The sequence below is a fragment of the Vibrio sp. 2096 genome, from assembly GCF_033339595.1.
GTDB lineage: Bacteria > Pseudomonadota > Gammaproteobacteria > Enterobacterales > Vibrionaceae > Vibrio > Vibrio alginolyticus.
The window spans coordinates 208,787-223,858 of record NZ_JAWOUX010000006.1 but is presented as its reverse complement, the minus strand read 5'-3'; the positions used below and the strand labels follow the sequence as shown (position 1 = coordinate 223,858).

Genomic DNA, 15,072 nt, shown 5'->3' with positions numbered 1-15,072 from the left:
CGATCAGATTATCACGTTCTGGTTTAGCCTTATCGAATGACAAAATAAAGCTGCAATTCGATAACCCTAGACAAGATGATATGTCTTCGTAAAAGGGGGAAGTGTTCGTACTGGGAACTTAGAATTAAAAAACGCGGCCAAAGAATAGCCGCGTTTATTAGAATAAGAGATTTAACTTTCTGTCACAGGTTCAGAGGCTTGTTCAGCGCTTGAATCCACAGCTTTTACAAGTAGTAGACCAACACCTCCGACGATGGCACCACATAGAATAAACACTAAGCGCCCCCATACTGGGTTAGGTAGCAGAGCCATAAACATGACACCTATACCTGCGACCGCGATAAGTTTACCCAGCATTTGACGTTGCTTGTTATCGAGTTTTCTCTGTGCCACTGATTCCGCTACAAGAGGCGTTGATAGGTTTTCAAAGAACTTATCGACATCTGCTTGGCGTTTGTCAGTTAGAGGCTTGTAGAATAGAGTCGACAACATGAAGAAGCCACCAGTTAGCGTCATGTGTCCGATTAGACCTATTGCTACTTTCACATCAGACCATTCTCGGCTAGTCAACTCCTCAAGGCCAAACGCCGATGACACCATATCAGCTGTGATAACAAACCCAACAAGGTAGGAAACGATGCCACCCACGACTAGAGTTCCCCAACCGGCCCAGTCTGGAGTTTTCTTGATAAAGAAGCCTAAAAACGCTGGAATTGTCATTGGGAACCCGATGAGCGCACCAACGTACATCATAGTGTCGAATAGACTCAGACCTTTTAGAGAGTTTATAAACTGCGCGATTAGAATAATTGCAACGCCAAATACCGCCGATGTTGCTTTAGAAACTGCGACTAGCTCTTTCTCTGATGCTTGGCCTTTACGAACGATCGGTTCATAAAAGTTCTTTACGAAAATACCTGAATTGCGGTTAAGACCAGAGTCCATAGAGGACATCGTAGCAGCAAACATTGCAGCGACCAGAAGTCCAACCATACCTGCTGGCATGTATTCTTGAACGAAGTATAGGTACGCGAAGTCGCCTGCTTTGTTACCAGCATCTGGATAAGCTGCCGCTAAATCAACACCTTGGCCTGCAATATACCAAGAAGGCATGAACCAAATGAAAACTCCACCCAACATCAATACACATGCTAGCAAAGCTGCTTTTTTTGCATTTTTAGAGTCTTTTGCAGCTAGGTAACGGTAAGAGTTCAACATATTGTTTGTAATAGAGAACTGCTTAACGAAGATAAAGAACGCCCAAATACTAAAGATGCTTAAGTAGTTCAGGTTGTTACCTGCAACAAAGCTGCCACTTTCTGCGACTGGGAAGTTAGAGATAATTTCAGTAACTCCACCACCTTGAACAATAGCAACGGCTGCACATGTGATCGTTACCGCCATGATGATGACCATTTGCATGAAATCGGAGGCGATAACCGCCCAAGAGCCGCCAGTTACCGACATCGCAAGTACAACTAAACCGGTAATCCAGATGGTTGCTGTCATATCAAAACCAAAAATACCTGAAGCTATAATAGCGAGGGCGTTAAGCCATACACCTGCAGAGACAACACTGTTTGGCATCGAAGACCAAGTAAATACTTGTTCGTTTGTTGTACCAAAACGCATACGAATGGCTTCTATGACAGTTACGACGCGTAACTGACGAAATTTCGGTGCAAAGTAAGCGAAGTTCATGAAGTAACCAAACGCGTTTGCAAGGAAAATAATAGCGACAGCAAAACCGTCATTGTAGGCTTTACCAGCGGCGCCAGTAAATGTCCAAGCAGAGAATTGAGTCATAAACGCCGTTGCTCCAACCATCCACCAAAGCATGTTGCCGCCACCTCGGAAGTAGTCGCTTGTAGTACTAGTAAAAGTTCTGAACATCCAACCTATTGCGATTAAGAATAGAAAATAGATGCCCACAATGAGAGTATTGAGTTCCATCTTTAGACCTTTGAAGTAGTTTATTGTCCTAAGTAATAGTAACGTTCGCTCCTCTTATTTGTAGTACAATAACTCAAAACCGTGACCAGTAAGGCGTAATAAACCCTTTAATTAATCATACAAGTGATCGGTGTCAGATATTGCTTTTCTCTGAAGCTGCTAAAAGTGTCGAGTTTAGGTATGGGTTCTATGAATATACTTATAAAGAATCTTAAGTCCTCTAATAAGAATGGACGCGGATTTATGCATATCTGGCAGAGGGATATAACATCGATTGATGTAGGATTGTTAAAAAAAAGCCCATGCAAGCCTGTACTGCATGGGCCAAACGGTACTAGTACCGCGAGCTGTCGGCTGAAGTTCGCAACAGCGGCTTTACATGATTACTAACCACTGCAGATGACGTTCGAGGGGACATCACCTGAATTCGGTTGTTTATGTAACGCTGCTAGATCTTCGACAATCATTGCGCACATGCAATGCTAAGCTCTCTAAAATGTAGTTATGATATGGAGCAACTAATCAGTTTACACTCGCTCTGATGTTGGCAAGTGACAATGGCTATTCGCTGCATTTTGCTAACGTCGCCTCCATTAATGATATTGTATTATTAATTAAGGTAAATGCTGATGATACCAAATTGTGACAGAGAACATGTTTAGCAAATAGGCCTGTGATCTGGATGATTACAGGCTAAGCCGGTAAAGGGGCCCGACTGTCGCTTTTGTCTGAGGTGCGATACGGGTTTGTTGAACTAATAGTAACTCTGCAGTTGCAATTGCATCTGCAAGTGCATTATGGCCGTTGTAAGCGGGTAACCCGTAACGTTCCCTTGTCGCTGCTAGAGTCACATCTGATTCATCGGAAGCATTGATAGCTCTTTGTAACCTTTTTTCTATTCGCAAGGTGTCTATCCAAATGAGCGGCAACTCTTTTATGTTGAAAACTCGCTGTAAATATTGATTAATAAAGCTAGTTTCGACTATACATCCGTGCGCAACAATAACTTTGTTTTCTGCTGCTTTAAAGAATGTCCGCATTGCTTCATGAATAGAGATTCCATCAGTCAGCATTTGTTGGGTAATATGGTTAACAACTATGGTTTCGGGCTTAATTTTTGAGTCGCTATGTACATAAAGGTGTTGACTTGTTGCTAAGTCAATATGGCCTTGTCGAATCTCTACCCAGCCCATGGAAAGAATGACTTCTTCCTCACTGTCTAAGCCAGTTGTTTCAAGATCTAGAACGATGAACTCAGTGTCAAAAGCTCGTTGATTTACGTCCAGATTTGGCGAGCGAAGCAGCTTTTTAAGATAAAGAGGGATGTGCTTCTTTTTACAGTGCTTTTGTCTCTGACGATTTTTTCGTGTCAATGGATGAAAGTACTCAAGTAAGCGCTTCATTATCGGCTCCCAAAACGGAGTTTGGCGACTTCTTGTAGATCTGCAATGATGCGGAACGCGTCTTTTAAATGTTGACGTTCAAAACTACCGAACGTATTGGGGTCAATGTGGTTATTTGGCTCATCTCCACTTTTTAGTGCTTCTAATTGATGGGCAAATCGAAACGACAAGATGAATTGATATGCGTTGATTATATTTTTGTACGCGTCATGGCTGAGCAGTCCTTTTTCGTTAGCTGCTTTAAAACGCTCATCAGTTGCAGTGAGGTCACATTCAACTGCCAGACCATAAATCCTTGCAAGATCAATGATTAGATTAATCGCGTATTTTTTTACGTCGAGCGTTTTCTTGTTCTCTCCCGATTTTTGTAATACTAGGCTATTGAATATTCCTAGCGGTGGGTTTGTTTTCACCGCATCGTTAACTAACATCGTAAGGAATTCTCTATTAGCGTTGATGTTAGAGTGAAGCTCATCGCGAAGTATCTGTTCAAAGTCTTTGTTTCCATAAACGGTTCGGATTTCTAAAAAGACACTGATATTGAGGAGGCGCTCGTATTCAGGATTTGCCACCCATTTCTTATAGTACTTTTTCCAAACAGAGAGAGGCTGGCACCATTTAGGGGTCGCTGCCATAAATTTCCCTGGACACAATGGATAGTTACATTTATTCAGGCCATTACTTACTATCATTGCTAAATGTTTGAAGTAGATACGGTCGTTATCTGTTGCCGAATCATCTAATACGATGGCGCTATCTTGATCTGACAGCATATGTACTTCTTGGCGAGCATGAGAGCCTGCCACAATCCAAGAGAAGTCACAGGGAGGTGTTCCCAACTTATCAATGGCTATTTGTATTAACCTACGAGTGTACGCATCCATAATCATGGTCATCACTTTACCAATGATTTCTGGTGAAACCCGTCCTTCGACTAATGCTTCAAAAATAGCTTGGCGCTCAGACGTAAAACTAGACAAAGCTTTGACACTGCCAGCATATTTGATCTTTTCAATTAAAAATATTGCTTGGACTCGATGGTTTTGAACCAAGTGCGTTGTTGTCAAAACGCCAACGACGTTATTGTCTCTGACTAGGGGTAAATTTCTTATGTTGTGCTGCATCATAATGGAGGCTGCGTGCAGAACTAAATCATCAGGATGAATTGTTTTAGGATCAGGCGACATGACTTCGACGACTGGTGTTGAGATGCTTAATCCTTTGGCGATGACTCGCTTTGTCATATCTCGGTCGGTAATCAGTCCAACTATTTTATTATCACGATAAACGACAGCGCAGGGAGAGCACTTATCGATCATCTCGTTGGCGACTGACTGAATGGATTGCTCAGCGGTTACAATTGCAACTCGACCACTAGCAACTTCCTCTACACGCCGAATAAACAACCCTTTTTCTTTGTTAGACCACACGACATCTAATGCTGACTTTAGCCGTACCTGAGCTTGTGATGCAAAATGTTCAGCACATTCAGGATGAGAAGTGCACAACTTTTTTAGCGCAGCATTTGGAATTACATAAACTAATGAATTTTCGATTGCAATTGCTTTGTATTCTTTTCCGCTTTCGACTTCGTTACCAAGAAAAGTGAAGCCAAACAAATCTTCCGGACCAAGTTTAGCTCTCAATATGCCATCAGATTTACGCTGTTCGATAGAGCCAGTTCTAATAATATAAAGTGACTTTTCGTTCTTAGAAGAATACTGATCAACAACATCCCCCTTGCTTAAATAAGTGATCTTAACAGATGAAGCAAGCTCGCGAAGTGCACCTTTAGGTACCTTGTCAAACGGATCAATCTGGCTGATAAACTGTATGATATTTGGCAGTAGCGAGTCGGTCATAACACAACATTCTTAAAATACATTTGTATTACTATATATCAAAATATTGATGGTGTGCCATAAAGAATTGGAGGAAACGAAATTAAAAAAGCACGCGAGATGCGTGCTTTTGCCTAGTTATTAGATCGCCCAAGCCCTAAGCTTAACTGGCTTCGGGTAAGCGATGTTTTGACTCCAACAAGTGGTTAGCCGAAGCTTGACGTGCTTTTTCAGCATTGCCTGCCATTATTGCTTCATAAATCTCACGATGTTCTTCGATGCACGTATTGCCTTCCTCAGATGAGTGAGCAATAAAGTTAATGAACATTGTAGTCAGAACATGCCCAAACGGTAAGAAAAAGTCGTTTCCGGTTGAGTTAAAAATAATGCTATGGAAACGAATATCTACATCCATCCAGCGCGCTTTGTCCAGTTCGTCTGCTTTAGCGACTTCCAACATATGTTGGAATGCTTCTGATAGCTGAATTCGCTGTTCCGCAGTGGCATTTTTCGCTGCGAGTGCACAAGCTTCAGGCTCTATAGCGCGTCGTAACCCCAAAAATTGATGACAGAACTGATCTATCTCTGTTAGACCGTCCATCCATTCAATTAATTGTGGGTCTAAAAAGTTCCAGTACGCTCGGTTGATGACTCGAGTACCAACTTTTGGACGTGACTCGAGTAAACCTTTTGATGTTAAAAGTTTTACGGCTTCACGCAAAGCTGTGCGACTGATACCAAACTGTTCACACAGGGACATTTCTCCTGGAAGAATGGACCCTTGAGGGATCTTGCCTGACAAAATGCTACGAGCAATTTCGCGAGCTACTTGTACATGTAAGCTGCGCTTGGAACCGGAGATAGAATGAAATTCACCAGACATAAAATCACTTATCGTTAAAATTGTATTATTTAAGCTTGGACTATATCATCCAAAGTGTAGCTCACCAAGAAGATGTTTACGTAATAACAGTTGTCTTCACAAATCCATTTTGAATCTCCGACTGCTTTATGAAGCCTTCATGATTATGATACTTAGCGTATAACAGATGAGGCCACCGATTCTTACATCATTCCTTATTTATCTGTTAGCTCAATATGTTAGTTAACTCTAGTCGCGCCTACTTATTGTACTCACTGATTTTCAATACACAGCACACAATTTGAATAGAAGGTCAGGTTTCTTGTTAAATAAAGTGATATTGTATTATTATATACTAAAGATCGGTGTGTATGATGTTACTACTCGACCATTCAATATTGAGTTTGGCCAATATACCTCGCGAGTAAAAATCATATTCATAAGATCGTTAGATTTTAGACGCTAAATAACAGTGCTTTACATTTACACAGAAAGTCTCCGCCTTCAAAGCGTGTTTCATTTGGCCTTTTCTAATTATTAGCTAAACAAGTCGTTTAGGCTGCTGGCAATGAGGAATATAGATGGCAGAGTTTTCACTTCTCGGGAATTCAAATCACAAGATACATGTACAAGTAGCAAGACAGATTTCTCGCAAAATATTGTCAGGAGAATTAAGTCAAAATGAGAAGCTCCCGAGTGAAATAGAACTGTGTAAGTTGTTTGGTGTTAGTCGGACAGCACTACGAGAGTCGACGAAGTTGCTGTCTGCTAAAGGCTTAATTATCTCTAAACCAAAAGTTGGAACTACGGTACTACCAAGAAACTATTGGCATTTTCTTGATCCTCAACTCTTAGAGTGGATCCAAGATTTAGAAGATACTAAGCCGTTTCTATCTCAGTTTTTAGGATTGCGTAAAGCCATAGAACCAGAGGCGTGTGCGCTGGCAGCCCAAAATGCCAATGCTGAGCAAAGAAAGCTGTTGTCAATTGTATTTCAAAGAATGACGATGGCTGCACGATGTCACGATTATGATGAGTGGATTGCTAACGATCATTTGTTTCATCAAACGATATTCCTTTGTACCGATAATCAATTCTACGTTCCCTTCAGCAATATACTTTCGACCATATTTAAGGTGTTTATTGACAAGTCAGTTGAAGGAGGGAGGTTCTGCCTTAATGAGCACCGTGCAATTTATGATGCAATTATGGTCGGAAACTCATTTCAAGCTCGTTTAGCCTCTGAAACGCTGTTAAATGATGAGAATCAGAGGCTTTCCGACGCCGTGAATAGTTAAGAGCTTGCGTACATTTTTATTGACTAAAAAGAGTTTTCTGTCGTTTCTTTTTGTCATGAACTTTGCCTAATGACAGAGCTCTTTAGTTTAAACGTTTAACCTCATTACAAAGGTTTACTAATGTTTTCCCAACCATATATAAAGAAAAACTTATCTCTTGCTTGGCCGCTTGCTCTTAATGCTTTGTTGATGCAATCAATGCTTATGATTGATACGCTGCTTGTTACGCCATTAGGTGAAGTTTCACTTGCTGCTATGTGGATTGCTACAACAATAGTTTCTTTTGTTTTAGGTATCCAAATGGCTCTAGCAAATGGGTCTCAATTGGTACTTAGCCGTGCGGTAGGCTCTGGTCATTATCTATCGTTAAATAAAGGTTTCTGGGCAGCTTTAGTTATCAACGTTCTAGTCGCATCCTTATTCTGGCTGTTGATTACTGTCTTTGATGAAGCGTTAATCAGTAAGTTGACGGATAACGTTGATCTCTATGCGGAGACAAAATGCTACCTTGCAATTGCTAAGTTCATCGTCATATTCAATGCCATTACTCAGGTTATGATTGCGGTGTTCAATGCGCTTGGACGGACCAAAGTTCCATTTAAAGGCTATTTGATTGAATTGCCAGTCAACGTGGCGATGTCTTATGTTCTGATTCACGGCCTGACTAATTTTGAAGGTATTGGCGTTCAAGGCGCCGCGGCGGGTAGTTTGGTTGCTATTAGTATTCGGCTGTTATATTTAACCATGTGCATTAAGCTTGATGATTCTATCATCTTGTCTATTAAGAAGCTTGATGCGTCATTGAAAAGCAATATAAATAAGCATTTTAAAGAGATTTTCCCCGTCGCGGCGAACGTCACAATGTTACAAACTGGCGCAACGATATACATGTTGCTGTACTCGCAACTGACCTTAAATGCTTATGTCGCTATGACTATCGTGATGCCTTGGATCAAAGCGGGTACTCAGTTCATTACTGCTTGGGCGCATTCATCGGCAATCACGATTAGCCAAGCAATTGGATCAAGAAAAATGGATGAGCTGCGTAACAATGTCGATATTAGTATTGATATGGCCGTGATGATCTCGTTCGTTTCAGCATTTTTCTTTTTTGCACTTAGTTTCGTTCTTCCTGATTTGTATCCCGACTTAGACCCGAGTACTTACAAAGCGTTATCCGCGATTGCTCCACTTTACATACTGCTACCGATAGTACGTGGCTATAACACCGTTCATGGTCATATTTTGAGAGCGTTAGGTAAAACAACGGAGGTGTTTAAGATTAACTTTACCGGTCAGTGGGTAATCTCAATACCGTTATGTGCTTTGATGATTTTATACTTGGACCTTTCAGTGTTTTGGGTGTTTGCAATCATGCCGTTTGAAGAAATTGTTAAGGCATGGCCATTTAGGCATTTAGCACGTAAGTCTCTGAAAGATTTCGATATTAATAAGGCAGACAAGCTAATGTACGATTGATTCTATGACTATTGGATTAGGTCGAAAATATTCGTAGATGCTATGGACTAAAGAGGAGTATGTCTAGCTTATCATTTTGGGGTTTATCGAGTTTATAAATTGTGATCAATAGAGCACATCATAACTTCTTTCCTCGAATCATTCCGTTGCAAACCTTATTATATGTATGACAATATTACATATAATAAGGTTTGAACATGAAACTCAATCTACTCGTAGCCGCAATGGCTGTTACCTTACCAACTCTTGCTATCGCTTCTGATTTAAATAATGGCGTTGATTATCCAGTCCCTGCCGATAAATTTGATATGCGAAACTGGAAGATCACTATTCCTTCCGATATCAATGAAGACGGAAAAGTGGACGAAATCGAGGGTGTGGCGATGCTGAGTTATTCACACAAAGACTTCTTCTTCTTGAACGAAGAAGGCAACTTGGTGTTTGAAGTGCAGAATAAAGCGGTAACGACAAAAAACTCGAAGAATGCTCGCTCTGAACTACGTGAAATGCCTCGTGGCGCTGACTTTTCTATTCAAACCGATGATTTAGCAAACCATTGGGCTTTATCGAGCCACCCTCAGGCTGCTAAACACAGTCGCGTAGGTGGAACGTTGGAAGCGACCTTGAAAGTGAACCATGTTTCTGAACACGCCAAATTTCCAGAAAAAGGGCCTGCTCATTCTGTTGTTGTCGGTCAAATCCACGCGAAAAAAATTGATGCAAGAATAAAAGAGGGTAAAGGTTATGGACATGGAAATGAACCCATTAAAATCTTCTATAAAAAATTCCCAGAACACAAAATGGGCTCTGTATTTTGGAACTACGAGCGTAACCTAGCGAAGGAAGATCCAAATCGTATTGATATTGCATATCCAGTATGGGGAAATACTTGGGATAACCTTGAAGAACCAGGCCAAGCAGGTATCGCTCTTGGTGAAGAGTTCAGCTACAAGATAGAAGTTCAAGGAACTATGATGAACTTGACGTTTGAAACAGAACGCCACGAGACAGTGACTTATTCCATAGATCTCAGTAAGGGGATTGATAGTAAGGACTTTGAGCATAGCTACGCAGAAGACATGTTCTATTTTAAAGCAGGAGCTTATGGTCAATGTAGCGTCAGTGAGTCTCACCCTGTGTGGGGTACAGGATGTGCGGGCACCGGTGATTTTTCAGTCGACAAGAAAAACGGTGACTATAACAGCGTGACATTTTCTAAGCTCAAGCTAAATCAAAATTGAAACTAATAGAAAACTAAGAGCTACTCGATTTCTACTTAAGCCTCATCGATTTGATGAGGCTTTTGTTTTCAGTGGAATTCTTTAAAAGGTAAGAAACAAGATAGAGCAAGCAATCACTGGGACTGGCTTGAATTTAGAGTATTGTGTTGAATTTTGTTCTTCTGAAGAGGTAAAAAAATAAAGCCAGGCTCGAAAGCCTGGCCTAGTATCAAGTGCTACAAAATAACACTAGAGTTGCTTTGAATCGATGTTATCGAAATATGCTTTTGTTGAAGCACCACTTGTGTCCCCTACGTAAATAGTGAGCTGTGATGGTGTATTCGTTGCGTCTAAGCCTGTTTCGGACTGGCTTGGCGCATCAACCGTTTTTCCATTAATAGAAACGTTAATCTCATCACCATCCCAAGCTAGGGACATTGAGTTCCAAGCGTCAGTCGTAATAGTGCCTATTTCTACGTCATCTGATCCTGCTTCGGCTTCAACTTTACCACTGCCCGAAATTCTCAATTCGTAGTAACGATCTGAGTTGTTTTTACCTGAGCCAACATTAATGTATGTAGTTTTTTCGTTGTCTGACGGAATGTAAACATCGAATGACACGCTACCGTTTGATGTTGCTCCGTTTGAAAACTCGCGCGTAACGTATGGTTTGTTGGTCGTATCTGTGTCGGATATTAGCAGAGAGTTAGCGCCGCTCTTTGATACGTCATCACTTACTACAGCCACGGACGTCAAGGTGGAGGAGTCATCAGCAACCGTATTGTATTCTTTCCAACTAGAGTTTGCTGAACTGATATTTGTTCCTACTGGGTATGAGTCAAAGTTTTCACTCACGTCTTCTGACGGTTTATCAGGATTAGAACTTCCGTCTGAAATGACAACCGCTTCGCTTGATGCACTGTTGTAAATTGTCGCGAGGTCTAAGCCTGGAATGTAGTTGTCAAAATCCTCTTCTAGAACCAACACTTCAGAGCCCGAATCACTAGAGTAAATCTTCAAGTTGTCTGCATTTAATTCAAAGTTTGTAGTGTTGCCATTATCACCTAGTCTCAGTGATACATAGGTTACAGCGGTGCCATCAGCGACAGGTAACATTTCACCTATTTGTTTACCGTTAACCGAAAAAGAGAAGAAGTTTTCTATCCAACTGACTTCTATCGCGAGGTTTTCACCTAACTCAAACGTGTCGCCTGTTTCCGTCAAGTTTCCACTTGCATCGCGGTATTTGATTTTGCCGTTTTCAAATGCCACTTCGCCATGCAAGTTGGAATTCGAGGTTTTTGCTGCATAAAATGAGATGTAAGCATTGTCACCAGAACCGTCGGCTTCCTGTTCTGTTTCTTCATGATGCTGGTAAGTTAGATCTACAGTTAGTCGGCCTGTTGAAATTTCTGAAACACTCGTTGAATCAGACAGCTTGATTCGTAACTCACCGGTGTCTTCTTCTGTTCCACCTTTATTGGTATCCAAAATTTGTACGACGTTGTTATCGCCAGTGTCATTATTTGCCGCTGCAACTGCATCTTTCACCGCATCGTTTTCTGATTCATCGTTACCGGTGAAGTTTCCGTCATTTGTTCCTGAGATGGTTAACATGCCGTTTGAAACTTCATAAGTCCCTGTTAACTCGGTAGGGTTACCTAGATCGCTCTCGTCATAAAGGTTGAATGTAAGCGTCTCTGTATCTTTATCTTCGGTATAAGTTGAAGTGTAGATTGTGTAAGTACCGAAGTTATCATCATCGTTATAATACTTTTGCGTACCGTCTTCAAAGACATAGACGTTTGGCAGGTCGTGCTCATCATCGGATTTCGCCACAGTGGCTGGTGTTGAAATATCCCACATACCTTGGCTCAACTCAGACTCAGTTTCTGTTGGTGGGGGAGCCGATGGTGCATCCCTTAAATCAGTGTTACATCCGGTTAACAAACCTGTGGAAATAGCAATTGCTGCTGCAATTTTTGTTACTTGCATGGTAGGTACTCACTTCTATGTGTTTTTATTTATGTAATATTGTTAGACAAATAATTTCTGTCATCTAGATGGTTTTATCAATAGAATGATCCGACTCACACTAGATACAATGATTGCTCACTGAAGTGATGAATAAGTCACACAAAATAGTTGAATATCAACATCAATAAGAGCTGAACCTTTATGAGGTTGACAGCTTTCTTTATAGAGGAACAGCAAAAACTAAAGGTGATTTAGCAAGGGAATTTTGATTTCATGTCAAGATTTTTGACTTTAAGTCATTGAATTTATTGTTTTTTATGTTTTTTTAATCTTCTTCTTTATCATATGAAACGAGTTAAAACATTTCTCTGTAAGTGATGTCTACAAAGGTCGTTTTAGAATCAGACATAGCTAACACTTTTGAATATATAATAATACAAATTGTCAGTTGAGGGGCACTTACATGATTAATATCACAGAACTCTCATGATGAATTAACTAGTATTTGTCATACATTAATTCAATAGTGTTGAATCAAATCCAGGGATTTAAGTGGTATCCCCAAAAATATATACAGAGAGATATAATCATGAAAGCAGTTACAACAATGTCCCTATTCGTTGCTTCCACATTAATGGCGGGAGCGGTTTCCGCAGCAACTTTAGACTATCGCGCAGAATATAAGCATGAGAGTGAAACTTATGCCCAACGTATCAAAATTAGTGGTAGTTCTAAAATTAACGATCAGACCAAACTGAACTTTGGTGTTGAACAAAAATTCCATAGTTACGACAACTCGCATTTTTGGGATCAACTCGTTGCTGGTGATTCTGAGTTTGATTGGGGAGTTCGCTACCAAATAAATAAACAATGGTTTATCCAACCAGGGATGCCTATTACTTTTGGCGATGATGACGAAAAAACCACTTATAAACCACAAGTTCGTGTTGGTTACAAATCCTCTTTTGGCTTAAGTACCGCTTTACGTTACCGACACGAATTTCAAGTTTATTCAGATGGTGCAGGTAACAAAACACTAACGGATGGTACTTCGGTAAGCGTTGCTGGGAAAACAGTTGAACAAGGTAAGTGGACACTGACAGGCTCTTACGATATGCGTCAGTTTGATAACGAGTACCTTGATAACGTCAAGCTGAGCTATGAGATCAACTACAACAAAAACTATGACGAAGTGCGTTTATCTGATTGGAAAGATTCTGAGTGGGATGCTGGCTTAATTGTTGGTTACCAAATGGGAGATTTCCGTCCTTACTTTGAATTGTGGAATGTCAAAGGTAAGGATGGTTCAACCACGGATGACCGCCAATTGAGAACACGCCTTGGCCTTAAATACAGCTTTTAACCCGAGTGTTATTGCCTAATTGTTGTTACAGCAAAAGAGCTGTTAATTCATTTTTATATTGTAGGTGTTAGATTACATGAAGCATATTTTCTTCAAAAGCTTGTTAGCTTCTTCTATTTTACTTGCTGTGGGCTGTAATAGTACGGCGACCATGGTAGCTCCATTTCCAAACAACCAAGAAACTGGTGCTGATATTCTGACTCCCGTTACGATAACGGCGAGTAGTCATGATGGTAATGTTCCAGAGCAGTTGTTTGACCAAGATATTATGACACGTTGGTCAGCAAATGGTGATGGTGAGTGGGCGATGTTGGATTACGGCTCGGTTTATGAGTTCGACGCAATTCAAGCCTCGTTCAGCAAAGGTAACGAACGCGTCAGCAAATTTGATGTTCAGTTTAGTACTGATGGTGAAAACTGGGTGACGGTTATTGAGGGTGCGCAAAGCTCTGGTCGCGCACTTGGCTTAGAGCGCTTCCAGTTTGAGCCTGCAGTAAAAGCACGCTATGTTCGTTACGTTGGCCACGGTAATAGCAAAAACCAATGGAACTCAGTTACTGAGTTAGCGGCAGTTAATTGCGGAATTAATGCCTGTCCGGCAAGTCACATCATTACTGATGACGTCGTTAACGCTGAAGCGGCTATGATTGCGCAAATGAAAGCGGAGCAAAAGGCACAAAAGGATTTACTCAAAAAGAATCGTAAAGGCGACTTTGGAGCACCAATCGTCCGTCCTTGTGAAACGACTGTGACGTGTGATCTTTCTAAAGCAATGCCTTACCCTACGTTACCGAAAGAGCCACTCGCGACAAATGCACCGGGTGAAAACTTTGACTTAACACGTTGGAAACTGACGACACCTTTCGACCATGACAAAGATGGTCGTGCTGATGATATTGATGAGTGGGACTTGGCTAACGGCTTCCAACACTCTGATATATTCTACACAGCAGATGATGGCGGAATGGTATTCAAGAGCTATGTGAAAGGCGCTCGAACTTCTGAAAACACTAAATACGCGCGAACTGAGTTACGTACCATGCTTCGTGCTGGTGATAAGTCTTACAGCACAAAAGGTGTAAATCCTAATAACTGGGTATTCAGTTCTGCACCAGTTGAAGATCAAAAAGAAGCGGGTGGTGTAGACGGTACGCTTGAAGCTACTCTGAAGATTGACCACGCAACCACAACTGGTCAGTCGCATGAAGTTGGCCGCTTTATTATCGGCCAGATTCATGACAAAGATGATGAGCCAATTCGTCTTTATTATCGTAAGCTACCAGACCAACCAACAGGTACAGTTTACTTTGCTCACGAAAAAACCAAAACTGGAACAGAGGATTACTACAGCTTAGTGGGTGATATGACTGGTGAAATCGGTGACGATGGCATCGCGCTAGGTGAAAAATTCAGCTACATCATTGATGTGAAAGGCAACACAATGACAGTTACGGTAAAACGTGATGGTAAAGATGATGTTGTTCAAGTCGTAGATATGAGTGACAGTGGCTATGACGAAGGTGGCAGATATATGTACTTTAAAGCCGGTGTCTATAACCAGAATATGTACGGTAATCCAGATGATTACGCACAAGCTACTTTCTATAAATTAAAACAATCTTTTGGTAAGTACCAAGGCTAGTTCTATCACTTTTAGTTGATTGAAGTCCTTTGCC

Annotated in this window: 10 protein-coding genes; 5 read left to right on the top strand and 5 right to left on the bottom strand. The window is 41.1% G+C overall.

The genetic code is table 11. The features are described 5' to 3' along the window. Positions 1-171: 171 nt before the first annotated feature. The 4 genes from R7Q41_RS13950 to R7Q41_RS13935 all read right to left on the bottom strand — a co-directional run bounded on the left by R7Q41_RS13950 (position 172) and on the right by R7Q41_RS13935 (position 6,080). Positions 172-1,953 (bottom strand): sodium:solute symporter family transporter, encoded by a 1,782-nt coding sequence (locus R7Q41_RS13950; RefSeq protein ID WP_031781211.1) that lies wholly within the window; start codon positions 1,951-1,953, stop codon positions 172-174. Positions 1,954-2,639: 686 nt separating this feature from the next. After that, positions 2,640-3,356 (bottom strand): 3'-5' exonuclease, encoded by a 717-nt coding sequence (locus tag R7Q41_RS13945; RefSeq protein ID WP_005388533.1) that lies wholly within the window; start codon positions 3,354-3,356, stop codon positions 2,640-2,642. Then, positions 3,356-5,218, bottom strand: coding sequence for a putative nucleotidyltransferase substrate binding domain-containing protein (locus R7Q41_RS13940; RefSeq protein WP_017634232.1), 1,863 nt, complete (start codon positions 5,216-5,218; stop codon positions 3,356-3,358). The genes R7Q41_RS13945 and R7Q41_RS13940 overlap by 1 nt, the downstream gene beginning before the upstream one ends. Positions 5,219-5,360: 142 nt before the next feature. Further along, positions 5,361-6,080, bottom strand: coding sequence for a FadR/GntR family transcriptional regulator (locus tag R7Q41_RS13935; protein ID WP_318144532.1), 720 nt, complete (start codon positions 6,078-6,080; stop codon positions 5,361-5,363). 560 nt (positions 6,081-6,640) lie between these two features. On the opposite strand from R7Q41_RS13935, the gene R7Q41_RS13930 reads away from it, so the two are divergent. From R7Q41_RS13930 to R7Q41_RS13920, 3 genes are all read left to right on the top strand, one after another. Next, on the top strand, positions 6,641-7,357 hold the full coding sequence (locus R7Q41_RS13930; protein WP_054574339.1) for a FadR/GntR family transcriptional regulator: 717 nt from the start codon (positions 6,641-6,643) through the stop codon (positions 7,355-7,357). Between the two features lie 189 nt (positions 7,358-7,546). Then, entirely contained in the window at positions 7,547-8,836 is a 1,290-nt protein-coding gene (locus R7Q41_RS13925) for an MATE family efflux transporter (RefSeq protein ID WP_411979065.1), read from the top strand. Positions 8,837-9,033: 197 nt separating this feature from the next. After that, entirely contained in the window at positions 9,034-10,077 is a 1,044-nt protein-coding gene (locus R7Q41_RS13920; protein ID WP_318144530.1) for a polysaccharide lyase family 7 protein, read from the top strand. A gap of 228 nt (positions 10,078-10,305) precedes the next feature. Here R7Q41_RS13920 and R7Q41_RS13915 read toward each other — a convergent pair whose 3' ends face one another. Further along, positions 10,306-12,051 (bottom strand): hypothetical protein, encoded by a 1,746-nt coding sequence (locus R7Q41_RS13915; RefSeq protein WP_318144529.1) that lies wholly within the window; start codon positions 12,049-12,051, stop codon positions 10,306-10,308. Between the two features lie 571 nt (positions 12,052-12,622). Here R7Q41_RS13915 and R7Q41_RS13910 point away from each other — a divergent pair. Next, a complete protein-coding gene (locus R7Q41_RS13910) occupies positions 12,623-13,396 on the top strand; it encodes an oligogalacturonate-specific porin KdgM family protein (protein WP_017634227.1) in 774 nt (257 codons plus the stop codon). A gap of 76 nt (positions 13,397-13,472) precedes the next feature. After that, on the top strand, positions 13,473-15,038 hold the full coding sequence (locus R7Q41_RS13905; RefSeq protein WP_318144528.1) for a polysaccharide lyase family 7 protein: 1,566 nt from the start codon (positions 13,473-13,475) through the stop codon (positions 15,036-15,038). Positions 15,039-15,072: the final 34 nt, after the last annotated feature.

Bases quoted from the DNA above. Each gene is read 5' to 3' on its own strand.
- R7Q41_RS13945 (WP_005388533.1), bottom strand. From the start codon at position 3,356: ATGAAGCGCTTACTTGAGTACTTTCATCCATTGACACGAAAAAATCGT.
- R7Q41_RS13905 (WP_318144528.1), top strand. From the start codon at position 13,473: ATGAAGCATATTTTCTTCAAAAGCTTGTTAGCTTCTTCTATTTTACTT.
- R7Q41_RS13915 (WP_318144529.1), bottom strand. From the start codon at position 12,051: ATGCAAGTAACAAAAATTGCAGCAGCAATTGCTATTTCCACAGGTTTG.
- R7Q41_RS13950 (WP_031781211.1), bottom strand. From the start codon at position 1,953: ATGGAACTCAATACTCTCATTGTGGGCATCTATTTTCTATTCTTAATC.
- R7Q41_RS13920 (WP_318144530.1), top strand. From the start codon at position 9,034: ATGAAACTCAATCTACTCGTAGCCGCAATGGCTGTTACCTTACCAACT.
- R7Q41_RS13940 (WP_017634232.1), bottom strand. From the start codon at position 5,218: ATGACCGACTCGCTACTGCCAAATATCATACAGTTTATCAGCCAGATT.
- R7Q41_RS13910 (WP_017634227.1), top strand. From the start codon at position 12,623: ATGAAAGCAGTTACAACAATGTCCCTATTCGTTGCTTCCACATTAATG.
- R7Q41_RS13925 (WP_411979065.1), top strand. From the start codon at position 7,547: ATGCAATCAATGCTTATGATTGATACGCTGCTTGTTACGCCATTAGGT.
- R7Q41_RS13935 (WP_318144532.1), bottom strand. From the start codon at position 6,080: ATGTCTGGTGAATTTCATTCTATCTCCGGTTCCAAGCGCAGCTTACAT.
- R7Q41_RS13930 (WP_054574339.1), top strand. From the start codon at position 6,641: ATGGCAGAGTTTTCACTTCTCGGGAATTCAAATCACAAGATACATGTA.